Raw genomic sequence first — 25,978 nt, forward strand, 5'->3', positions numbered from 1 at the left:
TAAAATAGTAGGAGAATAATGTGAGGAAAATGAATGTCAAATAGTTTTGAAATTTTGATGAATCAATTGGGGATGTCTGCTGAAATGAGACAGGATCCTGCTTTATTACAGGCTGATATTGAGCGAGTTGTGGTTCATAAAATTAGTAAGGTATGGGAGTTTCATTTCGTATTTTCTAATATTTTACCGATTGAAATCTTTTTAGAATTAAAGAAAGGGCTGAGTGAGGAATTTTCTAAGACAGGCAATAAAGCTGTTTTCGAAATCAAGACTCTGTCTCAAGATTTTTCAAACCAACTCTTACAGTCCTACTATAGAGAGGCTTTTTCTGAGGGTCCATGTGCTAGTCAAGGCTTTAAATCTCTTTATCAGAATTTGCAAGTTCGTGCTGAAGGCAATCAACTATTTATTGAAGGTTCAGAGGCGATTGATAAGGAACATTTTAAGAAAAATCACCTTCCTAATTTAGCCAAACAACTTGAAAAGTTTGGTTTTCCAACTTTCAACTGTCAAGTAGAGAAAAATGATGTGTTGACCCAAGAGCAGGAAGAGGCCTTTCACGCTGAAAATGAGCAGATTGTTCAAGCGGCCAATGAGGAAGCGCTCCGTGCTATGGAACAACTGGAACAGATGGCACCTCCTCCAGCGGAAGAGAAGCCAGCCTTTGATTTTCAAGCGAAAAAAGCTGTAGCTAAACCAAAGCTGGATAAGGCAGAGATTACTCCTATGATCGAAGTGACGACGGAGGAGAATCGTCTGGTCTTTGAAGGGGTTGTGTTTGATATGGAGCAAAAAGTGACCAGAACAGGTCGTGTTTTAATCAATTTTAAAATGACGGACTACACTTCAAGTTTTTCGATGCAAAAGTGGGTTAAGAATGAGGAAGAGGCTCAGAAATTTGATCTAATCAAGAAAAATTCTTGGCTCCGAGTGCGTGGGAATGTGGAGATGAATAACTTCACACGCGATTTGACTATGAACGTGCAAGACGTGCAGGAAGTTATTCACTATGAGCGGAAGGATTTAATGCCAGAAGGAGAACGACGGGTTGAGTTTCATGCTCATACTAATATGTCGACCATGGATGCACTACCAGAGGTAGAAGAAATCGTTGCGACAGCTGCTAAGTGGGGACACAAGGCGGTTGCCATCACAGACCATGGAAATGTTCAGTCCTTCCCACATGGCTATAAGGCTGCTAAGAAAGCGGGAATCCAGCTGATCTATGGTATGGAAGCCAATATCGTGGAGGACCGTGTCCCTATCGTCTACAACGAAGTGGAGATGGACTTGTCGGAAGCGACCTACGTGGTCTTTGACGTGGAAACGACGGGGCTTTCAGCTATCTATAATGATTTGATTCAGGTTGCGGCCTCTAAGATGTACAAGGGGAATGTTATTGCTGAATTTGATGAATTTATCAATCCTGGACATCCCTTGTCAGCTTTTACTACTGAGTTGACTGGAATTACAGATGACCATGTCAAAAATGCCAAACCACTGGAACAAGTTTTGCAAGAATTCCAAGAATTCTGCAAGGATACGGTCTTAGTTGCCCACAATGCTACCTTTGACGTTGGATTTATGAATGCCAACTATGAGCGTCATGGTCTTCCAAGGATTAGTCAGCCAGTTATCGATACGTTAGAGTTTGCTAGAAACCTCTATCCTGAGTATAAGCGTCATGGTTTGGGACCTTTGACCAAGCGTTTTGGTGTGGCCTTAGAACATCACCACATGGCCAACTACGATGCGGAAGCTACTGGTCGTCTGCTCTTCATCTTTATCAAAGAGGTAGCAGAAAAACATGGTGTGACTGATCTAGTTAGACTTAATATTGATTTGATTAGTCCAGATTCTTATAAAAAAGCTCGGATCAAGCATGCGACTATTTATGTCAAGAATCAGGTAGGTCTAAAAAATATCTTTAAGTTGGTTTCTTTGTCCAATACCAAGTATTTTGAAGGGGTGCCACGAATTCCGAGAACAGTTTTAGATGCCCATCGGGAAGGATTGATTCTGGGGTCGGCTTGTTCAGAAGGTGAAGTTTTTGATGCGGTTGTTTCCCAAGGTGTGGATGCGGCGGTTGAGGTGGCCAAGTATTATGACTTTATCGAGGTCATGCCACCAGCTATCTATGCTCCCTTGATTGCCAAGGAGCAGGTCAAGGATATGGAAGAACTCCAGACCATTATCAAGAGTTTGATAGAGGTGGGAGACCGTCTTGGCAAGCCCGTTTTGGCTACGGGAAATGTCCACTATATCGAACCAGAAGAAGAGATTTACCGTGAAATTATCGTCCGTAGTTTGGGACAGGGGGCGATGATTAACCGAACTATTGGTCATGGCGAACATGCCCAACCCGCTCCTCTTCCAAAAGCTCATTTTAGAACGACTAATGAAATGTTGGATGAATTTGCATTCTTGGGAGAGGAATTAGCTCGCAAATTGGTTATTGAAAACACCAATGCTTTGGCAGAAATCTTTGAACCCGTTGAGGTTGTTAAGGGTGACTTGTATACGCCTTTCATTGACAAGGCTGAAGAAACGGTCGCTGAATTGACCTATAAGAAAGCTTTCGAGATTTATGGAAATCCGCTGCCAGATATTGTTGATTTGCGGATTGAAAAAGAATTGACTTCCATTCTGGGGAATGGATTTGCTGTGATTTATCTGGCCTCGCAGATGCTGGTTCAACGTTCCAATGAACGGGGTTACTTGGTTGGCTCTCGTGGGTCTGTAGGATCTAGTTTCGTTGCGACCATGATTGGGATTACGGAGGTTAATCCTCTCTCTCCTCACTATGTCTGTGGTCAGTGTCAGTACAGTGAGTTTATCACAGATGGTTCGTACGGTTCAGGATTTGATATGCCCAATAAGGATTGTCCAAACTGTGGTCACAAACTCAGTAAAAACGGACAGGATATTCCGTTTGAAACCTTCCTTGGTTTTGATGGAGACAAGGTTCCTGATATTGACTTGAACTTCTCGGGAGAGGATCAGCCTAGCGCCCACTTGGATGTGCGTGATATCTTTGGTGAGGAATATGCCTTCCGTGCGGGAACGGTTGGTACGGTAGCTGCTAAGACTGCCTATGGATTTGTCAAGGGCTACGAGAGAGACTACGGGAAGTTTTATCGTGATGCAGAGGTGGAACGCCTTGCTCAAGGTGCAGCTGGTGTCAAGCGGACAACAGGACAACACCCGGGGGGAATCGTTGTTATTCCTAACTATATGGATGTTTACGACTTTACGCCTGTCCAGTATCCAGCAGATGACGTGACGGCTGAATGGCAGACCACTCACTTTAACTTCCACGATATCGATGAGAACGTCCTCAAACTTGATGTACTGGGACATGATGATCCGACCATGATTCGAAAACTCCAGGACTTGTCTGGGATTGATCCTAATGAAATTCCTATGGATGACGAAGGCGTAATGGCCCTCTTTTCTGGGACTGATGTGCTAGGAGTGACACCTGAGCAAATCGGAACGCCTACGGGCATGCTGGGGATTCCTGAGTTTGGAACCAACTTTGTACGTGGAATGGTAGATGAGACGCATCCAACGACTTTTGCGGAGTTGCTGCAGTTGTCTGGATTGTCCCACGGTACTGATGTCTGGTTGGGAAATGCCCAGGATTTAATCAAGCAAGGAATTGCGGACCTGTCGACCGTTATCGGTTGTCGGGACGACATCATGGTTTACCTCATGCATGCGGGTCTGGAACCTAAGATGGCCTTTACCATTATGGAACGGGTACGTAAGGGCTTGTGGCTCAAAATCTCTGAAGAAGAGCGCAATGGTTATATCGAAGCTATGAAGGCCAACAATGTTCCTGAGTGGTATATCGAATCTTGTGGAAAAATCAAGTACATGTTCCCTAAAGCCCATGCGGCAGCCTACGTTATGATGGCTCTTCGTGTAGCTTACTTCAAGGTTCATCACCCTATTTATTACTACTGTGCTTACTTCTCGATCCGTGCTAAGGCTTTTGATATCAAGACCATGGGGGCGGGCTTGGATGCTATCAAGCGCAGAATGGAAGAAATCTCTGAAAAACGGAAGAACAATGAGGCCTCTAATGTGGAGATTGACCTCTATACAACTCTTGAGATTGTCAATGAAATGTGGGAACGTGGTTTCAAGTTTGGGAAGTTAGACCTCTACCGTAGTGATGCGACTGAATTCATCATTGACGGAGATACACTGATTCCACCATTCGTTGCTATGGATGGTCTGGGAGAGAACGTTGCCAAGCAATTGGTGCGAGCGCGTGAAGAGGGAGAATTCCTCTCTAAAACAGAACTACGCAAGCGTGGTGGACTCTCATCGACATTGGTTGAAAAGATGGATGAAATGGGCATTCTCGGAAATATGCCAGAGGATAACCAGTTGAGTTTGTTTGATGAGTTGTTTTAAGAGAATTGTTTAATCATCTATTCAAAGAGGCTAATGTATATCCAATAGATTTACATTGGCTTTCTTTTTTGTTAAAATAGTCTATAGAAAGAGGGTGAGAGTATGTCAAAGACGAGCATGAGTATCCGTTTGGATAGTGAGGTCAAGGAGCAGGCCCAACAGGTGTTTAATAACCTGGGAATGGATATGACAACAGCTATCAATATTTTTCTTCGTCAGGCTATTCAATATCAGGGATTACCTTTTGATGTTAGACTAGACGAAAATCGGAAGTTGCTCCAAGTGTTAACGGATTTAGATCAAAATCGTAATATGAGCCAGTCTTTTGAATCAGTCTCTGACTTGATGGAGGATTTGCGTGCTTAAGATTCGTTATCATAAACAGTTTAAAAAAGATTTTAAGTTGGCTATGAAGCGTGGTTTGAAGGCAGAATTATTAGAAGAAGTTTTAAATTTTCTTGTTCAAGAAAAAGAACTTCCTGCTAGATATCGTGATCATCAATTGACGGCATCCAAGCATTTTCAAGGAGTTCGTGAATGCCATACCCAGCCAGATTGGCTTTTGGTTTATAAAGTAGACAAGTCGGAATTGATTTTAAATTTGCTGAGGAAAGGCAGTCATAGTGATTTATTTTAATAAATTTTAAGGGGATTCTCATGAAACTAAGAATTTTTGCGGAAGATAAGCCGGCTGAGAAGGTATTTGAATATCAATTAGAACTTGCTGATCGTACAATTCTTCTATCAACAGCACTCTTGTCAGGTACTATTGCACTAGCAGGGCTACTTTCTGCTTTGAAAGAAAAATAAAAATAGAAAAGAGAAGACAACATGGTTTTACCAAATTTTAAAGAAAATCTAGAAAAATATGCGAAATTATTGGTTGCGAATGGAATCAATGTGCAACCTGGTCACACCTTGGCTCTCTCTATCGATGTGGAGCAACGCGAGTTAGCACATCTAATCGTGAAAGAAGCTTACGCTTTGGGTGCGCATGAGGTTATCGTTCAGTGGACAGATGATGTCATCAACCGTGAGAAATTCCTCCATGCACCGATGGAGTGTCTGGATAATGTACCAGAATACAAGATTGCTGAGATGAACTATCTCTTGGAGAACAAGGCTAGCCGTCTCGGAGTTCGTTCATCTGATCCAGGTGCTTTGAACGGTGTGGATGCTGACAAGCTTTCAGCTTCTGCTAAAGCTATGGGACTTGCCATGAAGCCAATGCGTATTGCAACTCAATCCAACAAGGTTAGCTGGACTGTAGCAGCCGCTGCTGGACTTAAGTGGGCTAAGAAAGTCTTTCCAAATGCTGCGAGCGATGAAGAAGCAGTCGATCTCCTTTGGGACCAAATTTTCAAAACTTGCCGTGTCTACGAAGCAGATCCTGTTAAGGCTTGGGAAGAGCATGCAGCTATCTTAAAGAGCAAGGCCGATATGCTTAATAAAGAACAATTTTCAGCCCTTCACTACACAGCGCCAGGGACAGATTTGACACTTGGTTTGCCGAAAAACCATGTTTGGGAATCAGCTGGTGCTATCAATGCACAGGGCGAAGGATTCTTGCCAAATATGCCGACAGAGGAAGTCTTCACAGCGCCTGACTTCCGTCGTGCAGATGGTTATGTCACTTCTACAAAACCGCTTAGCTATAATGGAAATATCATCGAAGGAATTAAAGTAACCTTCAAGGATGGACAAATTGTGGATATCACTGCAGAAAAAGGCGATCAAGTCATGAAAGACCTTGTCTTTGAAAATACGGGTGCGCGTGCCTTGGGTGAATGTGCCTTGGTACCAGATCCAAGCCCAATTTCTCAGTCAGGCATTACCTTCTTTAACACCCTTTTCGATGAGAATGCGTCAAATCACTTGGCTATCGGTGCAGCCTATGCGACTAGCGTAGTTGGTGGAGCGGAGATGAGCGAAGAGGAGCTTGAAGCTGCGGGGCTTAACCGTTCAGATGTTCACGTAGACTTTATGATTGGTTCTAACCAAATGGATATCGATGGTATCCGTGAGGATGGGACACGTGTACCACTCTTCCGTAACGGAGATTGGGCAAATTAAGGAGATAATATGTTAGGAAGTATGTTCGTTGGTCTCCTAGTGGGATTTTTAGCAGGTACTCTGACCAATCGTGGAGAACACATGGGATGTTTTGGAAAAATGTTTCTAGGCTGGATTGGTGCCTTTATAGGCCACTTGCTTTTTGGGACTTGGGGACCGATAATAGCAGGAACTGCCATTATTCCGGCAGTACTAGGTTCCATGATTGTCTTAGCGATTTTCTGGAGACGAGGAAGTTAATTTCTTAAATCTGCTACTCAATGAAAATCAAAGAGCAAACTAGGAAACTAGCCGCAGGCTGCTCAAAGCACTGCTTTGAGGTTGTAGATAGAACTGACGAAGTCAGCTCAAAACACTGTTTTGAGGTTTCAGATAGAACTGACGAAGTCAGTAACCATATATACGGCAAGGCGACGTTGACGCGATTTGAAGAGATTTTTGAAGAGTATGAAACGAAAAGGAGGTTAGTCATTGAGACAGCCTCCTTTTGATATGATATGATATAATAGTTCTATGAGATTAGATAAATTTTTAGTTGCCTGCGCTGTGGGAAGTCGGACTGAGGTCAAAAACTTGCTCAAGGCTGGGCGCGTGACGGTAAATGGTAAAAAAGAAAAATCAGCAAAACTGCAGATTGATGAAAAAAGAGATGAGATTCGCTTTGATGGGCAAGTGTTGGAATATGAAGAGTTTGTCTACTACATGATGAACAAGCCCCAAGGAGTTATCTCAGCGACTGAGGATCCTAAGCACAGAACCGTTCTGGACTTGCTGGATGACATTGCTCGGAGCAAGGAAGTTTTCCCAGTAGGACGCTTGGATATTGACACGCATGGTCTTTTGCTCTTGACCAATGATGGTCAGCTGGCTCATGCTCTTCTTTCGCCAAAGCGTCATGTGGACAAGACATATCTGGCTCAGGTCAAGGGAATCATGACCCAAGGAGATGTGGAGACATTTGCTGAGGGTATTCCTCTCAAAGACTTTACTTGTCAGCCCGCTAAACTGGAGCTTGTGTCCATAGATACAGAAAAAAATCAAAGCCAAATCCGTGTGACCATTGCAGAAGGGAAGTTTCATCAGGTCAAGCGTATGGTGGGCTACTGTGGCAAGGAAGTTGTAGACTTGCAACGTTTGACTATGGGAACTTTAGTTTTAGATGAGAACTTGCAGCGAGGAGAATGGCGCCGCTTGACCAAGGAAGAATTAGAAGATCTCCGTGCTAGTATTGCTTAATTTAGTTTATATTCGAAAAAGGTGAGAGACAATGTCCTTGCCTTTTATGTTTTTCAGTTGCTTCCTTTGTGAAAAGAGTTATAATAGACTGTAGAATAAAAGGAGGAATCTATGAACGCGATTCAAGAATCATTTACAGATAAACTATTTGCCAACTATGAAGCAAATGTAAAATACCAAGCGATTGAAAATGCTGCTAGTCACAATGGAATTTTTGCAGCCCTAGAACGTCGCCAAAGCCATGTAGACAACATCCCTGTTTTCTCATTGGATTTGACCAAGGACAAGGTAACTAACCAGAAAGCATCTGGTCGTTGCTGGATGTTTGCAGCTCTTAACACTTTCCGCCACAAACTCATCTCTCAATACAAGCTGGAAAATTTTGAGTTGTCACAGGCCCACACTTTCTTTTGGGACAAGTATGAGAAATCCAACTGGTTCTTGGAGCAAGTCATTGCGACTGCAGACCAAGACTTGACGAGCCGTAAGGTTAAATTCCTACTTCAAACACCTCAACAAGATGGTGGTCAATGGGATATGGTGGTATCTCTCTTTGAGAAATACGGTGTCGTGCCTAAGTCAGTTTATCCTGAGTCTGTTTCATCTAGCAGCAGTCGTGAGCTAAATGCCATTCTCAACAAATTGCTTCGTCAAGATGCTCAAATCTTGCGTGACTTGCTCGCTTCTGGCGCAGACCAAGCGACTGTTCAAGCTAAGAAAGAAGACCTCTTGCAAGAAATCTTTAATTTCCTTGCTATGTCACTAGGTCTTCCACCACGTAAATTTGACTTTGCTTATCGTGATAAGGATAACAACTACCAAAGTGAAAAGAGCATTACTCCACAAGAATTTTACAAGAAATATGTCAATCTTCCACTAGAAGATTACGTTTCTGTTATCAATGCTCCAACTGCTGATAAACCATACGGTAAATCTTACACAGTTGAGATGTTGGGAAATGTGGTTGGTAGCCGTGCAGTTCGCTACATCAACGTGCCGATGGAGCGCTTGAAAGAATTAGCGATTGCCCAAATGCAAGCAGGTGAGACTGTTTGGTTTGGTTCTGATGTTGGTCAGCTCAGCAACCGCAAAGCTGGAATCCTTGCGACAGATGTTTATGACTTTGAATCAAGCATGGACATTCAACTCACTCAAGACAAGGCTGGACGTTTGGACTATAGCGAAAGCTTAATGACCCACGCTATGGTCTTGACAGGTGTTGACTTGGATGAAAATGGCAAGTCAACCAAGTGGAAGGTTGAAAACTCATGGGGAGACAAGGTTGGTGCAGATGGTTACTTTGTTGCCTCAGACGCTTGGATGGACGAATACACTTACCAAATCGTTGTTCGCAAAGAATTGCTGACAGCAGAAGAACAAGCTGCCTATGAAGCAGAACCAATCGTACTTGCACCTTGGGATCCAATGGGAGCCTTGGCAGAATAAAAGCATAGAAAAAAGGAATCAGGCTTAGAACCTGGTTCCTTTTATGTTGCTTGATTACTACATGATACCGAAGAAAGATATCATCTTGTTCAAATTATAAAGTACTAAAGTGCTTAAAAACGCTTAAAATTATTGACAAACACTTACGTAAGGAGTAGAATATATATAAGAGGAGGTTGTGTTATGTATCAAGAACAAAGACTTGAGCAAATTCTGAAACTTTTAGATGAAAAAGGGAGTTTAAGTGCAAAGGAAATGGTAAAACATTTCAATGTATCAAAAGATACGATTAGAAGAGATTTTGCAATTTTAGCAAGAGAAAAACGAGCGCAACGAACACACGGTGGATTACTACCTATTAATAGACAGCCTATTCTTGGTTTTCAAGGTAGAACAGAACAATTTCCTGAATCAAAGCAGAAAATGGCATTGCTTGCTAATGAACTAATTTCCAACGGAGATTTTCTATTTTTAGATGTTTCAACAACTATGCTAGTTTTATCTAAACAAGTTGACAAAAAAGTCACTGTATTTAGCCATTCATTAGATAATGCTCTTATACTAGGAGGAAAAGAGAAAATTGAGTTTCATATACTTGGCGGAAAGTTTCATCAAAAAAATCGTTTCTATTATTCTCTAGAGGAAACAAAAGCTTTAGAAAAGATACATCTAGATCTAGCGTTTTTTGGAGCTGCTAGCATAGAAAATGGATTAGTTTGTTATGAGGATCAAGAAGATGTTTTAGTTAAAAAAAGAGCTTTTAAATCTAGCCAAATTCGTATCTTACTAGCTGAGTCTAGTAAAATAAATCGGCACTCTCATTTTGTTCTTGGTAAATTAACAGACTTTGATTATTGGATTACTGATAAAAAACCAGACATGGAATTAGAGAAACAGTTAGAGGGAAATACTATTATTTTATACCCGAAGGGAGGATGTAATAATGAACATTAAACTAATTATAAGCGATATTGATGGTACAATTTTGGATAGTAAACACCAAGTAGACACGAAATTAATTGAACTCATGCCTGCTTTAAAGGAACAAAGAATTCCTTTTATACTTTCTTCTGCACGATCACCTCTTGGTATGGCATCAATCGTTCAAGAATTGGGAATACAAAATGAGCCAATAGCTTGCTATAATGGAGCACTTATTACAAAAGGAGATAAAATTTTAAGCCAGCATTCCATTAATCAAAAAGAATTCATAAGCATATATGAATTTATTATAAGAGAGTTTCCAACAGTGTCTATCAATATTTATTCTGGAAAAGATTGGATTGTAGAGTCTTTTAATAAATGGGTAAAAAATGAAGCAAGAATTACTGGTGAGACTCCTATAGTAACTAATGTATCAGATTTTATCAAAAAAGAAGATACTATTATCCATAAATTATTACTAATAGATGAATCTAAAACTATTCAGAAAGTTCAAAAAATATTGTCTGAAATGAATTTTGTTGAAACAGACTTTTATTTATCAAAAGATAATTATCTTGAAGTAACTAATAAATGCGTATCTAAGAAACAAGCTTTGTTGGAGTTGGTAGAATACTACGGTCTTACTTTAGAGCAGGTTATGACAATTGGTGATAATTTTAATGATCTTCCTATGATTGAAACTGCTGGTCTTGGTGTTGCTATGGGGAATGCACCTTTACAAGTTAAATCGAATTCAAATATCATCACATCAAGTAACGATGAACACGGTGTAAGTCAAGTTATAAAACAGGTCGTTTTTACAAATTAGAATTAAGTTGGATTTAAAATGTAATACCTTTTAGAAGAAAATGCTTTTTGAAAGGATGTCTAAAAAAGAATTGTTATGAAACATGATCTAACAGAGTAAATTATGAACATTTTTAGCAGGGGTTATAGCTGAGACAGTACTCCATTTAGTTTAGAAATTATAAAATGCTACCTCTTCGTTTCATTTCTACTGAAGAAACTTAAATACTTAAAAAGCTCTCCACAACAGTACTGAGTTGATAGAGAGCTTATTATTTATAAGTTTGGAGCGAATTTTGAACTATTTTTTCTTAACAATAAGTTTAAAAAGATTTTTAAAGCCCAATTTAAGTGTTGAGATGATACTAGGAGCTTTTCGTAACTTTTCCCTTGGGATTCTCCTCTGAATTATTTTTAATGTATTACGACTATTTCTACTAGAAAAACGAAATCTACCGTTTTGTTTTGTACGAATTTCAAATCGTGGGATATATTTTCCACCAAAATAAACATCTGCAATTACAAAAGTTACTTCCGTCCAAGGAATTTGAATATAATCGTGTAACTTCGTATCATTATAAAATTCAAAAGATTGATCCCCAATTAGAATATTACCATAGATAGGGCCTTCGCGAAACCAAGTGCCCTTAATAGTATAATCTACAGTTGTATTTAAAGAATTTACCATAAGTCAGTTTTGTTTTATAGAAGGTGAATGAGGTGAAGCACAATAGCTAGAACAAAGATACCTAAAATAATAACGATTGGAGATACTTTTCTTTTAAGGAGATACATACATAGGAAAGTCAAAGCTAACGCAGCTAAACCTGGAACTAATTGATTTAAGTTATCTTGTAAAGTTGTAACTTTATTTACATCTAAAGATCTACCAGATGCGAACTGAGTGAAAGCTTCTTTTAGACCATCTGCTCCAGCAGGTAATTTTTCCCAATCAATATAAGCACCTTCTTGTTGTTTTACAGTAGAAACTACAGGTGTAAATGTAATGCTTACCCAACGTTGAATCAAAGCACCAATAACAAACATCCCCATCATTGAAGCACCACGTGTAACTTGTTGAAGTAAGTTCCCTGATAAATCGTCAGTGATAGCTGTCCCTGCTTTGTATCCAAATTCTTGGCTATACCATTTAACTGCTGCAACCATAGCATTCCAAAGTACAAAGAAAACGATTGGTCCTAATATGTTCCCTGAAATAGCTAAACTTGCACCGAGTGAAAGGAAAATAGGACGGAGAGTAAACCAGAATAGTGGGTCTCCAGCTCCAGCAAGAGGTCCCATCATACCAATTTTAACACCAGAAATTGCAGCGTCATCGATGTTAGCTCCATTAGCTCTTTCTTCTTCAAGTGCTAGAGTGACTCCAAAAATTGGGTTAGCCATAAATGGTTGAGTATTGAAGAACTCTAAATGACGTTTTAAAGCTGCAGCACGGTCTTCTTTAGAAGTATACAATTTTTTAATTGCAGGAATTAGGGTATAAACGAAACCACCATTCTGCATACGCTCATAGTTAAATGAACTTAAAAGAAAGTATGAACGTAAGAAAGCTTTAAAGCGATCTGATTTTGTAAGATTAATTTTATTTTCAGCCATTTTATTCCCTCCTGATTAAAAGTCTTCTAGAATGTCTCCGAGTGGATCACCAGAGTTATTATTAGAAGAACTATTTGTACCGCTAGCTTCAAGAGCAAGGTAGATGATTGCAAGACAGACACCAATAATACCTAGACCAATTAAGGTTAATTGATTGATAGCTGCTAAAGCGAAACCTAGGAAGAAGAAAGGCCAAACTTCACGGCTAGACATCATGTTGATAACCATGGCATAACCAACGGCAACAACCATACCACCACCAATTGTCATACCTGCTGTTAGCCATTGTGGCATAGACTCTAGACCACTACGAACAACTTCAGATGGAATTAGCATTAGAAGTAAAGCTGGGATTGCAACTCGAAGACCTTGTAAAGACATACCAATCATATGCCATCTTTCAATACCAGCAATATCTGCAGCCTCAGCACGACTATCCATTGCGTGTGCGATAAATACTGTAGCAGTACGAACAATCATAGTTAAACCGAGTCCAGCAACAGCTAGGGGAACTGCAAGTGCAATAGCAGAACCGATACCATTAGTACCCTGTCCTCCTTGGATTAGAATGATTGCTGAGGCAACTGCTGCAAGAGAAGCGTCTGGAGCCATAGCGGCACCAACGTTAGCCCATCCCATGGTAATTAATTGAAGACTACCGCCTAACATAATCCCTAATTCGAGATTTCCTGTTACTAGACCAATCAAGGAACAAGCAATAACGGGTTGATAAGTTTCAATCTGGTCGTTAACTGAGCTACAGCCGATAATGAAAGAAACAATAACGACTAAAAGAATTTGCATTGTATTCATTTAGATATACTCCTATATTATTTTTCTGCTAACTTGCTTTCAGCTGATTTAATTAAAGTATCAATATTTGATGGACTATCACTTGGGACACCACGAACATCAAATTTGACACCTAGCTTCTGCAACTCTTTAATGGCATCAATGTCTTTTTGATCGAATGATAAAGCTTTAGTAACATTAACTTTACCCTCTTTATAGGCAGAAGAACCAAGATTAATTTCTTCTACTTCAACTCCAGCTTTAATAGCTGCTAAGGCATCTTCTACAGATTCAAATAACAACATTGCACGTGTGTTTCCAAAACGTGGATCATTATTAGCTTTCACCATATTTTTAATTGGAATTACATGAGCTTTAACTCCACTAGGAGCAGCTTGCTTAATCATGTTAGTGCGTAATTTATCATTACATACTGTATCAGAAACAACAATAATTCTGTCAGGGTTGCTAGAACGTGTCCATCCGGTTGCCACTTGTCCATGTAGGAGTCTAGTATCTACACGAGCTAGGACATACTTGATTTTCCCATCACCGATAACAGTTCCTTCTGGAATCGCAGCTTGGGCAACTGGAGCAGCTGCAACGCTTGCTACTTCCTCAACTGGGTTTAGCTCTTCTGGAAGAGCTTTGATGCCATCTTTGGCTTCTTTAATGATATTCGCAGCGACTTTTTCTACACCTGCAGCAGCGTCCATCAGGCGCTCTGTATAGGCTTGAATTAACATCGGTAAGTTCAGTCCTGTGATGATGGCAAACTTACGCTCAGGATTTTCTCCCATCACGCGACTAGCTTGGTTAAATGGAGATCCACTCCAAAGGTCAGCCAAAACTAGAACCTCATCTTCTGCGTCAAATGCAGCAACAGCGTTATTAAACTTAGCGTATAGATCATCAGGACCTTCATTTGGCATAAAGGTTACAACTTGAACCTTTTCTTGTTCACCAAAGATCATAGATCCTGACTGATGAATACCCGCAGCAAATTCGCCGTGGCTCGCAATAATGATTCCAATACTCATTATTGTCATTCCTCCTTATAAAATGTTGTGCCCATTGTTTAAGAAAACTTTAAGACTTTTTAAGTATAAACCGTTTTCATCTAAAAATCAACTATTTATCATAAAATGATTAAAAAGCTTACGTTTAAAAATATTGATATATTAAGTTTTGGGAGAGCTTTTTTGAATCCTTATTTTAAAATTTAATATAAAAAAGTTGGAAGCGCATTCCAACTTTTGAAATAGGTTTTTATTAGATTAGTGGGTGAAGTCGAGTACCATACGTCCTTGGATTTGACCTTTTTCCATTTCGTCGAAAATGGCTACGGCATCTTCTATTGGACGTTTTTGAACAACTGGGACTACCAAACCTTCTGCACCGAATTGGAAGGCTTCTTCCAAGTCTTTACGAGTTCCGACAAGAGAACCGATGACTTGGATTCCATCTAAAACTGTTTTCACGATGCTGAGTTCCATCATTTCAGAAGGAAGACCAACAGCGACGACGCGACCACCGGCACGAACTGAGTCAACAGCCTGGTTGAAGGCAACTTTAGACACAGCAGTTACGACAGCTGAATGAGCTCCTCCATCAGTTTTTTCCTTGATGAGTCCTGGTACATCATCAACTTCGAGACCGTTAATCACAATGTCAGCGCCTACTTCTTTTGCAAGGGCAAGTTTGTCATTGTTGATATCAACTGCGATAACATGAGCATTGAATACTTTTTTAGCGTATTGAACAGCGAGGTTACCAAGTCCACCTGCACCGTAAAGAACAACCCATTGGCCTGGTTCAACTTTTGCTTCTTTAATCGCTTTATAGGTTGTTACGCCAGCACATGTGATAGAAGAAGCTTGGGCTGGATCAAGTCCGTCAGGAACTTTAACAGCATAGTCTGCAGTTACGATACATTGTTCAGCCATACCACCGTCTACTGAGTAGCCAGCATTTTTTACTGTACGGCAAAGGGTTTCGCGACCAGTAGTACAGTATTCGCAAGTACCACATCCTTCAAAGAACCAAGCAACGCTGACGCGGTCGCCGACTTTAAGGCTTTTAACATCTGGGGCAATTTCTTTAACGATACCAACACCTTCGTGGCCAAGAACACGTCCTGGTACTTGACCAAAGTCACCATGGGCAACGTGGAGGTCAGTGTGGCAAACACCACAGTATTCAATTTCTACAAGTGCTTCCCCAGTTTCAAGTGGACGGAGCACTTTTTCTTCAACAGCAACACCAGTGCTTTCTGGATTTACAACAACAGCTTTCATAGCTATCCTCCTTTATATTGACCGAGAACAGGGACAACGGGACTGGATTGATTTTGTGTCAACAGAGTCGAGTGTGACGAGCTCTCTTGTATTTATATGTGAAGTATATCACAAAAGAAAGCCTTTTCCAAGGTTTTGGGGGTAAAAAATAGAACAATCGATTAACTGGTTGATGAGACTGTGAAAAGAGCACAAAGACCAGCTCGCAAGCTGGTCATACTCTTCGAAAATCTCTTCAAACCACGTCAGTTTCGCCTTGCCGTATATATGGTTATTGACTTCGTCAGTTTCATCTACAACCTCAAAGCAGTGCTTTGAGCAACCTATGGCTAGCTTCCTAGTTTGTTCTTTGATTTTCATTGAGTATCAGTATGGACTATAAGAATAAGTCTTGCAGGGTTTTGGCAACTCCATCTTGGTCATTGGTCAGGGCAATTTGCTCATCTGCATAAGGGAGTAGCTCTGGATTGGCATTTTTCATGGCATAGCCCTTCCCAGCAAAAGCTAGCATTTCGGTATCGTTGTGCTCATCTCCAAAAGCAATCAAATCTTTTTTGTCACGGTTCATTACCTTGAGCAAGTAGTCCAAAGCAAAGGCCTTGTTGACACCTTTTGGGGTACACTCAAGGATATTGAGCGGACCTCCCCAGGTATTGATAGACAGTTGATGCTGGTAGAAGGCGTTCATTTCTTTTGCCAAGGCATATTTGTCACTGGCTCTGGTCTGCAAGAGGATACAGTTAGGGTCCTTGGTCACCAATTCAGGCTTGAATTGATCTTCAGGCTGGAAAGCTTCTACCCCAAATAGTTTGGGATTGGCAATTTCTTCATTGGGATTTGTAATGTAGAATTTTTTACGGTATTCTCCAGCGATAAAATCGGCTTGAATGTCCTCTGAACGTTGAACCATGTCTAGCAGATATTTTTTGTCTACGGTCAAACACTTTTCAAAGTTCCAAACTTGGTCTGGTAAATGAGTGAGGGAGCCGTTGAAATTAATCATAGGAGTGTTTAAGCCTAGTTCACGGTAAAAATCTTTTGACATTCGGTAAGGGCGCCCTGTCGTAATAATAACTTGATGGCCTTTTTCAGTAACTTTTTTGATGGTTTTTTTGGTAAAGTCAGAAATTTGACTGTCTGAGTTGAGTAGGGTTCCATCCAGGTCAACTGCAATAATTTTTTTCGTCATATGGACCTTTCTAGTGTCTTTCCAGATAATACTCTTCGAAAATTTCTTCAAACCACGCCAGCTTCCATTAACAATCTCAAAACAGTGTGTTGAAAAACCTGCAGCTAGCTTCCTAGTTTGCTCTTTGATTTGCATTGAGTATAAGATGTCTTCTATTATAACAAAAAGCAGGTAGAAAAGCAGAGTCGAAACAAAAAATTAAATTATATCATTTTCTTCAATAAATCAAACAAAGATATTGAAAAAGTGAATGATAAATGATATAATTCTATTATTGTTCGTAAAAATTAAAAGGAGATTGATGATGGACAAATTATTTAAACTAAAAGAGAACGGTACAGACGTTCGTACAGAGGTTCTCGCTGGTTTAACAACTTTCTTTGCAATGAGCTATATTCTCTTTGTAAACCCACAAATTCTTTCGCAAACAGGAATGCCTGCTCAGGGTATCTTCCTAGCAACGATTATTGGTTCTGTGGTAGGAACTCTTATGATGGCTTTTTATGCTAACTTACCATATGCCCAAGCACCAGGTATGGGACTGAATGCTTTCTTTACCTTTACAGTTGTCTTTGGACTTGGTTATTCTTGGCAAGAAGCTTTGGCTATGGTTTTCATTTGTGGTATTATTTCATTGATTATTACTTTGACAAATGTACGCAAAATGATCATTGAATCCATTCCTACTGCTCTTCGTTCAGCTATTTCAGCAGGTATCGGTGTCTTCCTTGCTTACGTAGGGATTAAGAATGCTGGACTTTTGAAATTTACGATTGATCCAGGTAACTATACTGTTATAGGAGAAGGGGCTGACAAAGCTCAAGCAACGATTGCAGCAAACTCTTCAGCGGTTCCAGGATTGGTTGACTTTAATAATCCAGCTGTTTTAGTCGCTCTTGCAGGACTTGCTATTACTATCTTCTTTGTCATCAAAGGGATTAAGGGAGGGATTATCCTTTCTATCTTAACAACAACAGTTCTTGCAATTGCAGTAGGTTTAGTTAATATTTCTAGCATTGATTTTTCAAATAATCACTTGGGTGCTGCGGTAGAAGATTTGAAGAAAATTTTTGGTGCAGCTCTTGGTTCAGAAGGTTTAGGAGCTTTGATTTCAGATACAGCTCGCTTACCTGAGACTCTTATGGCTATTCTTGCCTTTTCATTAACAGATATTTTCGATACAATTGGTACTCTAATTGGTACTGGTGAAAAAGTTGGAATCATTGCTTCTAAAGGTGAGAACAATGAATCAGTTAAATTGGACAAAGCTCTTTATTCTGATTTAATTGCTACAACAATTGGTGCAGTAGCTGGTACTTCAAACGTAACGACTTATGTTGAGTCTGCTGCTGGTATCGGTGCAGGTGGACGTACTGGTTTGACAGCCTTGGTTGTAGCTATCTGTTTTGCAATTTCAAGCTTCTTTAGTCCACTTCTAGCGATTGTACCAACAGCCGCTACAGCTCCAATCTTGATTATCGTTGGGATTATGATGTTGGCTAGCTTGAAAAATATTCATTGGGATGATATGTCTGAAGCGGTTCCTGCTTTCTTCACATCTATCTTTATGGGATTCAGCTACTCTATCACTCAAGGGATTGCAGTTGGTTTCTTGACTTACACTTTGACTAAGATTGTTAAAGGTCAAGCTAAAGATGTCCATGTCATGATTTGGATTTTGGATGCTTTGTTTATCCTTAACTACATCAGTATGGCCTTATAATAGTATAACCCAGGGGGATTTCCCCCTTTTTTAATACAGAGGAGATAGGTGATGAAAGAGAAAAATATGTGGAAAGCATTATTGAATCGTACAGGCTGGCTGTTAATCTTTTTGCTGGCGACAATTTTATATCAGATTCCTATAGGGGTTACTGCTATTTTAACTTTAAATGCAGTACCACTGTTACAGTCAGGATTGATAGTTGCTGGTATTTCAATTGTGATTTTAGCGCTATTTATCATTGGAGCTCGTAAAACGCACTTAGCAAGTTTTAATTTTCTTTTTTTAGAGCTAAGGATTTGGCACGTTTGGGCTTGAGTTATCTAGTCATTATCTGTTCAAATATACTTGGTTCTATCTTGTTACAACTGTCAAATGAGACGACAACAGCTAACCAGTCTCAGATTAACGATATGGTTCAAAATAGCTCTTTGATTTCTAGTTTCTTCTTGCTAGCCCTACTTGCTCCGATTTGTGAGGAAATCTTGTGCCGTGGGATTATTCCTAAAAAGGTTTTCAGAGGTAAGGAGAGCTGGGGATTTGTAGTCGGTACGATTGTGTTTGCTTTATTGCATCAACCAAGTAATTTACCTTCTTTATTGATTTATGGAGGTATGTCGATCGTTCTGTCTTGGACGGCTTACAAGACCCAACGTTTGGAAATGTCTATCTTGCCTCACATGATTGTGAATGGGGTTGCTTTCTGTTTGTTGGCTCTTGTGGTGATCATGAGTCGGACATTAGGGATTTCTGTTTAAGATTTTTGACAATTGCTTACATGTTTCTACTGGGAAAAAGATGAATGCAATCGTGTCCATCTTTTTCTTTTTATGGTAAAATAGAGAAATAATATGGTGAAAAGCCTTGAGGGAGTGACCGATATGTCAACTAAAGCAAATCATGCAAAGACAGCTATTTGCGGAATTATCAATGTAACCCCAGACTCCTTTTCGGATGGTGGTCAATTTTTTGCTCTTGAGCAGGCACTCCAGCAGGCTCGTAAATTGATAGCAGAAGGGGCTAGTATGCTAGATATCGGCGGAGAATCGACTCGGCCGGGAAGTAGCTATGTTGAGATAGAAGAGGAAATCCAGCGAGTTGTTCCAGTGATCAAAGCGATTCGCAAGGAAAGTGATGTCCTTATTTCTATCGATACTTGGAAGAGTCAGGTGGCAGAGGCTGCTTTGGCTGCTGGTGCCAATCTAGTCAATGATATCACTGGTCTTATGGGTGATGAAAAAATGGCCCATGTGGTAGCTAAGGCTGGAGCGAAAGTAGTCATCATGTTTAATCCAGTTATGGCTCGACCTCAGCATCCTAGCTCGCTCATATTCCCTCATTTTGGATTTAATCAAGCTTTTACAGAGGAAGAGTTAGCTGACTTCGAAAAATTGCCAATCGAAGAGTTGCTGGAGGCTTTCTTTGACAGAGCCTTAGCGAGAGCGAATCAAGCTGGAATCGCACAAGAAAATATCCTGTTGGATCCAGGAATTGGCTTTGGTCTGACCAAGAAAGAAAATCTGCTTCTTTTACGGGACTTGGATAAACTACATCAGAAGGGCTATCCAATCTTTCTTGGAGTGTCGCGCAAGCGATTTGTCATCAATATCCTAGAGGAGAATGGTTTTGAAGTCAATCCTGAGACGGAACTTGGTTTCCGTAATCGAGATACGGCTTCGGCTCATGTAACTAGTATCGCTGCGAGGCAGGGAGTAGAAGTGGTGCGCGTGCATAACGTAGCTAGTCACAGAATGGCAGTTGAAATTGCCTCCACTATTCGTCTGGCTGATGAAGCGGAAAATTTAGATTTAAAACAATACAAATAAGATGAAAGAATTTGAAAACAATCAGTGGATTGCTAACTACCGGACGGATCAACCGCATTTTGGCTTGGAACGAATGGTGGAACTGTTAGCTTTGCGTGGCAATCCCCATCTCAAACTCAAGGTCATCCATATCGGAGGAACTAACGGCAAGGGTTCGACCATTACTTTTTTGAAAAAGATGCTAGAAAAGCTAGGGCTGAGAGTTGGCGTGTTTAGCTCGCCCTATCTCATTCATTACACAGACCAGATTAGCATCAATGGGGAATCCATTCCAGAGGCTAGGCTAGAAGCCCTCATGGCAGACTATCAGTCTTTGCTGGAGGGAGAAGCGGCCGCTAATTTACAGGGCACAACCGAGTTTGAGATTATCACAGCCCTGGCCTATGACTACTTTGCCTCAGAGCAAGTAGATGTGGCCATCATGGAAGTGGGCATGGGTGGACTCTTGGATAGTACCAATGTCTGCCAGCCTATTTTGACAGGAATTACAACTATTGGATTGGATCATGTGGCCCTACTTGGTGACACCTTGGAAGCCATAGCAGAGCAGAAAGCTGGTATTATCAAACAAGGTATTCCTTTGGTGACAGGTCGTATCGCTCCAGAAGCTTTGGCTGTGATTGACCGCATTGCGGAAGGGAAAGATGCGCCGAGAATTGCCTATGGGAAAGATTATCAAGTTTGTCATCAAGAGAGTGTGGTTACAGGCGAAGTCTTTGACTATACAAGTGTTGTCAGACAAGGTCGCTTCCAGACTGGTTTGCTTGGTTTGCACCAGATAGAGAATGCTGGGATGGCCATAGCTTTACTTGATACTTTTTGTCAAGAAGATGGTCGAGAGCTAGCAAGCAATGACTTGATTGTCCAAGCCTTGGAAGAAACAAGATGGCCAGGGCGTTTGGAAGTTGTGTCGAGAGACCCCCTGATGATTTTGGATGGGGCCCACAATCCCCATGCTATCAAGGCCTTATTGGCAACCTTGCAAGAACGCTTTGCGGATTATCATAAGGAAATCCTCTTTACCTGTATCAAAACCAAGGCCTTGGAGGATATGTTGGACTTGCTGGGGACAATGCCAGATACCGAGCTTACTTTGACACATTTTGACGATAGTCGGGCGACTGATGAAAGCGTGCTGGAAGAGGCGGCTAATTCTAGAAATCTCAGCTACCAAGGTTGGCAGGATTTTCTAGAGCAGAAATTGACAGATAAAAAAGAAGAGAAACAAACAGTTAGGATTGTCACGGGTTCCTTGTATTTCTTGAGCCAAGTGAGAGCCTATCTGATGGAGAGGAAGAACGAAAATGGATACACAAAAGATTGAAGCAGCTGTAAAAATGATTATCGAGGCTGTCGGAGAGGACGTTAATCGCGAGGGCTTGCAGGAAACACCTGCTCGTGTCGCTCGTATGTACCAAGAGATTTTTTCAGGTCTTGGTCAAACAGCGGAGGAACATTTGTCAAAATCCTTTGAGATTATTGACGATAATATGGTGGTAGAAAAGGATATTTTTTTCCATACCATGTGTGAACACCACTTCTTGCCATTTTATGGTAGAGCGCATATTGCCTATATTCCAGATGGCCGTGTGGCAGGTTTGTCTAAGCTAGCTCGTACGGTTGAAGTTTATTCGAAAAAGCCACAAATTCAAGAACGTTTGAATATCGAAGTGGCCGATGCCTTGATGGACTATCTAGGTGCTAAAGGAGCCTTTGTTGTCATTGAGGCGGAACATATGTGTATGAGCATGCGTGGTGTTAGAAAACCAGGCACTGCAACCTTGACGACAGTAGCTCGTGGTCTATTTGAAACAGATAAGGACCTCCGAGATCAGGCTTATCGTTTAATGGGACTATAATACTCTTCAAAAATCAAATTCAAACCACGTCAGCTTCCATCTGCAACATCAAAACAGTGTTTTGAGCAGCCTGCGGCTAGCTTTCTAGTTTGCACTTTGATTTTCATTGAGTATAAAAAGAATCCGCTTTGGGCGGATTTTTCTAGAAAGGACTAGTTATGGATCAACTGCAGATTAAGGATTTGGAAATTTTTGCCTATCATGGTCTTTTCCCGAGTGAGAAAGAATTGGGGCAGAAGTTTGTTATTTCCGCAATCCTATCCTATGATATGACCAAGGCGGCTACAGACTTGGATTTAACGGCCTCTGTCCATTACGGAGAACTGTGTCAGCAGTGGACGACATGGTTTCAGGAAACAACTGAGGACTTGATTGAAACGGTAACCTACAAACTGGTAGAACGTACCTTTGAGGCCTATCCTCTTGTCCAAGAAATAAAGCTGGAACTGAAAAAGCCTTGGGCGCCAGTGCATTTGCCACTAGATACATGCTCGGTAACCATTCATCGCCGTAAACAACGGGCCTTTATAGCTCTGGGAAGCAACATGGGAGATAAGCAAGCAAACTTGGAGCGAGCCATTGACAAACTGCGAGATCGTGGCATCCATATTCTCAAAGAGTCCAGTGTCTTAGCGACGGAGCCTTGGGGTGGAGTGGAGCAGGATAGCTTTGCTAATCAAGTGGTTGAGGTGGAAACCTGGCTACCAGCACCAGTCTTGTTAGAGACCTTGTTAGCCATTGAGTCAGAGATGGGACGGGTGAGAGAAGTGCATTGGGGACCTCGTTTGATTGATTTGGACTTGCTCTTTGTGGAGGACCAGATCCTTTATACAGATGACCTTATCTTGCCTCATCCTTACATAGCGGAACGCCTTTTTGTCCTTGAGTCCTTACAGGAAATTGCGCCTCATTTTATCCATCCGATATTAAAGCAACCGATCCGCAACTTGTATAATGCTTTGAAACAATAGAAAAAACTCTAGTTTTCAGTCGTTTGTAACTGAAGGCTAGAGTTTTTAAAATAGGTCATTTTCTTCTGGGAGGAGGATAGTCTCTCTACCATCCATATCTAAAACCAGAACTCTCGGGGGATAAAGAGGGTCGAAAGGGTGGTTAAAGTCAAAATCAATGGCTGTAGGGAGGTGCTGACTTGAGAAGTGGAAGGTAATTTTTCCTTGGTTATTAAGCAATTGAAACTCGAGTTCTTCTTCCAATTCAAAGACATTTTTTAAGAAGTGGTCGATGATATACCAAAAAGAGTCAATAACGTCATCAGGCAAGCTGGTAACAATGCCAAAACTAGCAGACCGCATCTGGGTATTGGTAAAAGCCATATTTCTTCCCCCTTTCTTTTCCCTTATCATACAGCAAATAGGATTAAAAATCAAGAAAAGGTGATTTTTTCTTCATAAACATAGTTTTCTATGAAATTTTTTCAAAGAATCTTCAAAAAAAGCTTGAAAGTGTTTACAAATAGTGATAAAATGGAATAAGTAGAATCATGAAAACGAAATTTTCATACCGTCTCTTTTTAGAGTCTCGTGAGGTATGATATAGAAAGGAAATGAAATGAAATGAATACAGACGATACAGTAACGATTTATGATGTCGCCCGTGAAGCAGGAGTTTCAATGGCGACGGTTAGCCGTGTAGTCAATGGCAATAAGAATGTAAAAGAGAATACTCGTAAAAAAGTACTCGAGGTGATTGATCGTTTGGATTACCGTCCAAATGCCGTGGCGCGTGGTCTTGCAAGTAAAAAGACAACCACTGTCGGTGTTGTAATCCCCAATATTACCAATGGCTATTTCTCAACACTTGCTAAAGGGATTGATGATATCGCTGAAATGTACAAGTACAATATTGTCCTTGCCAATAGCGATGAAGATAACGAGAAAGAAGTTTCTGTTGTCAATACCCTCTTTTCAAAGCAGGTAGATGGCATTATCTTTATGGGTTATCACTTGACAGATAAAATTCGCTCAGAATTTTCGCGTTCACGTACTCCGATTGTTCTCGCAGGAACTGTCGATGTTGAGCACCAGTTGCCAAGTGTCAATATTGACTATAAGCAAGCAACGATTGATGCAGTGAGTTACCTTGCTAAAGAAAATGAGCGTATTGCTTTCGTTAGCGGTCCGCTAGTGGATGACATCAATGGTAAGGTTCGTTTAGTTGGCTACAAGGAAGCCTTGAAAAAAGCAGGAATCGCTTATAGTGAGGGTTTGGTATTTGAATCTAAGTATAGCTATGATGATGGTTACGCCTTAGCAGAGCGTTTGATTTCATCAAATGCAACTGCAGCAGTTGTGACAGGTGATGAGTTGGCAGCAGGAGTCTTGAACGGTTTGGCTGATAAGGGTGTTTCTGTGCCAGAAGATTTTGAAATCATTACTAGTGATGATTCACAAATCTCACGCTTTACCCGTCCAAACTTGACAACGATTGCCCAACCTCTTTATGACCTTGGTGCCATTAGTATGCGTATGTTGACTAAGATTATGCACAAGGAAGAGTTGGAAGAACGTGAAGTTCTCTTACCTCATGGTTTGACAGAACGTCGTTCAACACGAAAACGTAAATAGAAAAAATCAGGGAATCGTGAAGATTTCCTGATTTTGCTTTTTAGAGAAGGAGTTATACTCAATGAAAATCAAAGAGCAAACTAGGAAGCTAGCCGCAGGTTGCCCAAAGCACTGTTTTGAGGTTGCAGATGGAAGCTGACGCGGTTTGAAGAGATTTTCGAAGAGTATTAGCCTTCCATATAGTCTTTCAAAGCCTGTCCTTTTAGTCCGGCATTGAGGGCAATGAGGAGTTTCAAGCGGGCTTTTTGGGCGTTGAGTTCTTTAACAAAGAAGACACCTGCTTTTTGCAACTGTACGCCCCCACCCTGGTAGGCATAGACAGGTTCTGCGATACCGTTAAAGCATCGTGATACCAGAGCGACTGGGATTCCTTTTTGCAGAAGGCTTTCTAATTTTTGAGCCGTTTCTTTGGGAATATTACCAGCTCCGAAGGCTTGGATAATCAAACCGTCCAATTGTTCCAAATCCAGCATATCAATCAGCTCATCTGTCATACCAGCATAAGCAGAGATGATAGGGACTAATCCTTGTATGTGATCAAGGTCAAAGCGGACACGAGGTTCAGCTGTCTTAAAGTAGAGGATTTCCTGTTTCATGATGAGACCAAGTGGACCGTGTGTTGGAGTCTGGAAGGTGCTGACGTTGGTCGTATGTGTTTTGGTAACATACTTGGCAGCATGGATTTCATCGTTCATAACAACCAAAACTCCTTTGTCAGCAGCCTTGTCATCGCTAGCCACCCGTAAAGCACTCAGATAGTTATAAACACCGTCACTGCCGAGTTCATTGGAACTACGCATGGCTCCTGTTAGAACGATGGGCATATGGGGGACTTCCATGGTATCAAGAAAATAGGCTGTTTCCTCTAAAGTATCGGTCCCGTGTGTGATCACCACTCCATCGTAGTTAGCAGCTTCCTCTTTAATTTTCTGGTAGAGGGCCAGCATATGCTTGGGTTTGATATGGGGACTTGGCAGATTAAAAAAATCTAAGGCGTGGACTTGGATTCCTTCAAGTGGGTTGGACACATGATTCATGGGATTATCTGAACTCGTCACAACAGCGCCAGAAGCATCGGCCTGCATGGAAATAGTCCCACCTGTATGTAAAACAAGGATTTTCTTAGGCATGATTTACTCACTCTTTCTGAAATGTGGTATAATCATTGTATCACAAAAG

The 25,978-nt window shown here is 40.9% G+C and carries 24 protein-coding genes and 1 pseudogene; 17 read left to right on the forward strand and 8 right to left on the reverse strand.

What is annotated here, in order from left to right:
• Positions 1–33: 33 nt before the first annotated feature.
• The 10 genes from HMPREF9957_RS08535 (at position 34) to HMPREF9957_RS08585 (ending at position 10,933) form a co-directional block, all read left to right on the forward strand.
• Positions 34–4,425, forward strand: coding sequence for a PolC-type DNA polymerase III (locus HMPREF9957_RS08535; protein ID WP_000071440.1), 4,392 nt, complete (start codon positions 34–36; stop codon positions 4,423–4,425).
• A gap of 102 nt (positions 4,426–4,527) precedes the next feature.
• Entirely contained in the window at positions 4,528–4,791 is a 264-nt protein-coding gene (locus HMPREF9957_RS08540; protein WP_000047860.1) for a type II toxin-antitoxin system RelB/DinJ family antitoxin, read from the forward strand.
• A complete protein-coding gene (locus tag HMPREF9957_RS08545) occupies positions 4,784–5,062 on the forward strand; it encodes a type II toxin-antitoxin system YafQ family toxin (RefSeq protein WP_000913058.1) in 279 nt (92 codons plus the stop codon). The genes HMPREF9957_RS08540 and HMPREF9957_RS08545 overlap by 8 nt, the downstream gene beginning before the upstream one ends.
• A gap of 20 nt (positions 5,063–5,082) precedes the next feature.
• Complete coding sequence (locus tag HMPREF9957_RS08550; protein ID WP_000776629.1) at positions 5,083–5,235, forward strand: hypothetical protein; 153 nt, start codon at positions 5,083–5,085, stop codon at positions 5,233–5,235.
• A 21-nt stretch (positions 5,236–5,256) separates the two neighbouring features.
• Positions 5,257–6,498, forward strand: coding sequence for an aminopeptidase (locus tag HMPREF9957_RS08555; protein WP_000243911.1), 1,242 nt, complete (start codon positions 5,257–5,259; stop codon positions 6,496–6,498).
• Between the two features lie 9 nt (positions 6,499–6,507).
• Positions 6,508–6,738, forward strand: a complete 231-nt coding sequence (locus HMPREF9957_RS08560; protein ID WP_000901569.1) for a GlsB/YeaQ/YmgE family stress response membrane protein — start codon at positions 6,508–6,510, stop codon at positions 6,736–6,738.
• Between the two features lie 273 nt (positions 6,739–7,011).
• A complete protein-coding gene (locus HMPREF9957_RS08565; protein WP_004242492.1) occupies positions 7,012–7,734 on the forward strand; it encodes a pseudouridine synthase in 723 nt (240 codons plus the stop codon).
• Between the two features lie 111 nt (positions 7,735–7,845).
• Positions 7,846–9,180: an aminopeptidase C gene (pepC, locus tag HMPREF9957_RS08575; RefSeq protein WP_000991646.1), complete on the forward strand. Its 1,335-nt coding sequence runs from the start codon at positions 7,846–7,848 to the stop codon at positions 9,178–9,180.
• Positions 9,181–9,363: 183 nt separating this feature from the next.
• Complete coding sequence (locus tag HMPREF9957_RS08580) at positions 9,364–10,134, forward strand: DeoR/GlpR family DNA-binding transcription regulator (RefSeq protein WP_000284185.1); 771 nt, start codon at positions 9,364–9,366, stop codon at positions 10,132–10,134.
• Positions 10,124–10,933 (forward strand): Cof-type HAD-IIB family hydrolase, encoded by an 810-nt coding sequence (locus tag HMPREF9957_RS08585; RefSeq protein WP_001022273.1) that lies wholly within the window; start codon positions 10,124–10,126, stop codon positions 10,931–10,933. The genes HMPREF9957_RS08580 and HMPREF9957_RS08585 overlap by 11 nt, the downstream gene beginning before the upstream one ends.
• A 279-nt stretch (positions 10,934–11,212) precedes the next feature.
• On the opposite strand, the gene HMPREF9957_RS0102465 is transcribed toward HMPREF9957_RS08585, so the two are convergent.
• The 6 genes from HMPREF9957_RS0102465 to HMPREF9957_RS08610 form a co-directional block, all read right to left on the reverse strand.
• The gene (locus HMPREF9957_RS0102465; RefSeq protein WP_000248235.1) at positions 11,213–11,599 is read right to left on the reverse strand and encodes a DUF956 family protein; all 387 of its coding nucleotides are present in this window, start codon (positions 11,597–11,599) and stop codon (positions 11,213–11,215) included.
• 14 nt (positions 11,600–11,613) lie between these two features.
• Positions 11,614–12,528, reverse strand: coding sequence for a PTS system mannose/fructose/sorbose family transporter subunit IID (locus HMPREF9957_RS08590; RefSeq protein WP_000829619.1), 915 nt, complete (start codon positions 12,526–12,528; stop codon positions 11,614–11,616).
• Positions 12,529–12,543: 15 nt separating this feature from the next.
• On the reverse strand, positions 12,544–13,341 hold the full coding sequence (locus HMPREF9957_RS08595) for a PTS mannose/fructose/sorbose transporter subunit IIC (RefSeq protein WP_001095147.1): 798 nt from the start codon (positions 13,339–13,341) through the stop codon (positions 12,544–12,546).
• Between the two features lie 17 nt (positions 13,342–13,358).
• Entirely contained in the window at positions 13,359–14,360 is a 1,002-nt protein-coding gene (locus HMPREF9957_RS08600) for a PTS sugar transporter subunit IIB (protein ID WP_000021976.1), read from the reverse strand.
• 237 nt (positions 14,361–14,597) lie between these two features.
• Positions 14,598–15,617 (reverse strand): alcohol dehydrogenase AdhP, encoded by a 1,020-nt coding sequence (gene adhP, locus HMPREF9957_RS08605; protein WP_000649181.1) that lies wholly within the window; start codon positions 15,615–15,617, stop codon positions 14,598–14,600.
• A 376-nt stretch (positions 15,618–15,993) separates the two neighbouring features.
• Positions 15,994–16,806 carry a Cof-type HAD-IIB family hydrolase gene (locus HMPREF9957_RS08610; RefSeq protein WP_025170710.1) on the reverse strand — a complete coding sequence of 271 codons (813 nt, stop codon included), beginning with the start codon at positions 16,804–16,806 and terminating at the stop codon, positions 15,994–15,996.
• Positions 16,807–17,110: 304 nt separating this feature from the next.
• Between HMPREF9957_RS08610 and HMPREF9957_RS08615 the strand changes: the two genes are divergently transcribed.
• The 6 genes and pseudogenes from HMPREF9957_RS08615 to folK all read left to right on the forward strand — a co-directional run bounded on the left by HMPREF9957_RS08615 (position 17,111) and on the right by folK (position 23,185).
• Positions 17,111–18,529, forward strand: coding sequence for an NCS2 family permease (locus HMPREF9957_RS08615; protein ID WP_000359252.1), 1,419 nt, complete (start codon positions 17,111–17,113; stop codon positions 18,527–18,529).
• 51 nt (positions 18,530–18,580) lie between these two features.
• A pseudogene (locus HMPREF9957_RS13785) lies at positions 18,581–19,287 on the forward strand (lysostaphin resistance A-like protein).
• 93 nt (positions 19,288–19,380) lie between these two features.
• Positions 19,381–20,355 carry a dihydropteroate synthase gene (gene folP, locus HMPREF9957_RS08625; protein ID WP_000240969.1) on the forward strand — a complete coding sequence of 325 codons (975 nt, stop codon included), beginning with the start codon at positions 19,381–19,383 and terminating at the stop codon, positions 20,353–20,355.
• A gap of 1 nt (position 20,356) precedes the next feature.
• A complete protein-coding gene (locus tag HMPREF9957_RS08630; protein ID WP_000657462.1) occupies positions 20,357–21,679 on the forward strand; it encodes a bifunctional folylpolyglutamate synthase/dihydrofolate synthase in 1,323 nt (440 codons plus the stop codon).
• On the forward strand, positions 21,660–22,214 hold the full coding sequence (gene folE / locus HMPREF9957_RS08635; protein WP_000380921.1) for a GTP cyclohydrolase I FolE: 555 nt from the start codon (positions 21,660–21,662) through the stop codon (positions 22,212–22,214). Before HMPREF9957_RS08630 ends, folE begins: the two co-directional genes overlap by 20 nt.
• 158 nt (positions 22,215–22,372) lie before the next feature.
• Positions 22,373–23,185, forward strand: a complete 813-nt coding sequence (gene folK, locus HMPREF9957_RS08640; RefSeq protein WP_000372494.1) for a 2-amino-4-hydroxy-6-hydroxymethyldihydropteridine diphosphokinase — start codon at positions 22,373–22,375, stop codon at positions 23,183–23,185.
• 45 nt (positions 23,186–23,230) lie between these two features.
• Here the strand turns inward: folK and HMPREF9957_RS08645 are convergent, their stop codons facing one another.
• Positions 23,231–23,548 carry a DUF960 domain-containing protein gene (locus HMPREF9957_RS08645; protein ID WP_000886037.1) on the reverse strand — a complete coding sequence of 106 codons (318 nt, stop codon included), beginning with the start codon at positions 23,546–23,548 and terminating at the stop codon, positions 23,231–23,233.
• Positions 23,549–23,788: 240 nt separating this feature from the next.
• Between HMPREF9957_RS08645 and ccpA the strand changes: the two genes are divergently transcribed.
• The gene (gene ccpA / locus HMPREF9957_RS08650; RefSeq protein WP_001090638.1) at positions 23,789–24,799 is read left to right on the forward strand and encodes a catabolite control protein A; all 1,011 of its coding nucleotides are present in this window, start codon (positions 23,789–23,791) and stop codon (positions 24,797–24,799) included.
• A gap of 167 nt (positions 24,800–24,966) precedes the next feature.
• Here ccpA and HMPREF9957_RS08655 read toward each other — a convergent pair whose 3' ends face one another.
• Entirely contained in the window at positions 24,967–25,929 is a 963-nt protein-coding gene (locus HMPREF9957_RS08655; protein WP_001124764.1) for an asparaginase, read from the reverse strand.
• Positions 25,930–25,978 lie beyond the last annotated feature (49 nt).

The sequence above is a fragment of the Streptococcus mitis SK1080 genome, from assembly GCF_000220085.1.
Taxonomy (GTDB): domain Bacteria; phylum Bacillota; class Bacilli; order Lactobacillales; family Streptococcaceae; genus Streptococcus; species Streptococcus mitis_K.

Excerpts from the sequence above, each read along its gene's own strand:
- HMPREF9957_RS08550 (WP_000776629.1), top strand. The coding sequence starts at position 5,083 with ATGAAACTAAGAATTTTTGCGGAAGATAAGCCGGCTGAGAAGGTATTT.
- folE (WP_000380921.1), top strand. The coding sequence starts at position 21,660 with ATGGATACACAAAAGATTGAAGCAGCTGTAAAAATGATTATCGAGGCT.
- HMPREF9957_RS0102465 (WP_000248235.1), bottom strand. The coding sequence starts at position 11,599 with ATGGTAAATTCTTTAAATACAACTGTAGATTATACTATTAAGGGCACT.
- HMPREF9957_RS08655 (WP_001124764.1), bottom strand. The coding sequence starts at position 25,929 with ATGCCTAAGAAAATCCTTGTTTTACATACAGGTGGGACTATTTCCATG.
- pepC (WP_000991646.1), top strand. The coding sequence starts at position 7,846 with ATGAACGCGATTCAAGAATCATTTACAGATAAACTATTTGCCAACTAT.
- HMPREF9957_RS08580 (WP_000284185.1), top strand. The coding sequence starts at position 9,364 with ATGTATCAAGAACAAAGACTTGAGCAAATTCTGAAACTTTTAGATGAA.
- folP (WP_000240969.1), top strand. The coding sequence starts at position 19,381 with ATGGTGAAAAGCCTTGAGGGAGTGACCGATATGTCAACTAAAGCAAAT.
- HMPREF9957_RS08630 (WP_000657462.1), top strand. The coding sequence starts at position 20,357 with ATGAAAGAATTTGAAAACAATCAGTGGATTGCTAACTACCGGACGGAT.
- folK (WP_000372494.1), top strand. The coding sequence starts at position 22,373 with ATGGATCAACTGCAGATTAAGGATTTGGAAATTTTTGCCTATCATGGT.
- HMPREF9957_RS08615 (WP_000359252.1), top strand. The coding sequence starts at position 17,111 with ATGGACAAATTATTTAAACTAAAAGAGAACGGTACAGACGTTCGTACA.
- ccpA (WP_001090638.1), top strand. The coding sequence starts at position 23,789 with ATGAATACAGACGATACAGTAACGATTTATGATGTCGCCCGTGAAGCA.
- HMPREF9957_RS08610 (WP_025170710.1), bottom strand. The coding sequence starts at position 16,806 with ATGACGAAAAAAATTATTGCAGTTGACCTGGATGGAACCCTACTCAAC.
- HMPREF9957_RS08540 (WP_000047860.1), top strand. The coding sequence starts at position 4,528 with ATGTCAAAGACGAGCATGAGTATCCGTTTGGATAGTGAGGTCAAGGAG.
- HMPREF9957_RS08535 (WP_000071440.1), top strand. The coding sequence starts at position 34 with ATGTCAAATAGTTTTGAAATTTTGATGAATCAATTGGGGATGTCTGCT.
- HMPREF9957_RS08585 (WP_001022273.1), top strand. The coding sequence starts at position 10,124 with ATGAACATTAAACTAATTATAAGCGATATTGATGGTACAATTTTGGAT.
- HMPREF9957_RS08645 (WP_000886037.1), bottom strand. The coding sequence starts at position 23,548 with ATGGCTTTTACCAATACCCAGATGCGGTCTGCTAGTTTTGGCATTGTT.
- HMPREF9957_RS08555 (WP_000243911.1), top strand. The coding sequence starts at position 5,257 with ATGGTTTTACCAAATTTTAAAGAAAATCTAGAAAAATATGCGAAATTA.
- HMPREF9957_RS08565 (WP_004242492.1), top strand. The coding sequence starts at position 7,012 with ATGAGATTAGATAAATTTTTAGTTGCCTGCGCTGTGGGAAGTCGGACT.
- HMPREF9957_RS08560 (WP_000901569.1), top strand. The coding sequence starts at position 6,508 with ATGTTAGGAAGTATGTTCGTTGGTCTCCTAGTGGGATTTTTAGCAGGT.
- HMPREF9957_RS08590 (WP_000829619.1), bottom strand. The coding sequence starts at position 12,528 with ATGGCTGAAAATAAAATTAATCTTACAAAATCAGATCGCTTTAAAGCT.
- adhP (WP_000649181.1), bottom strand. The coding sequence starts at position 15,617 with ATGAAAGCTGTTGTTGTAAATCCAGAAAGCACTGGTGTTGCTGTTGAA.
- HMPREF9957_RS08600 (WP_000021976.1), bottom strand. The coding sequence starts at position 14,360 with ATGAGTATTGGAATCATTATTGCGAGCCACGGCGAATTTGCTGCGGGT.
- HMPREF9957_RS08595 (WP_001095147.1), bottom strand. The coding sequence starts at position 13,341 with ATGAATACAATGCAAATTCTTTTAGTCGTTATTGTTTCTTTCATTATC.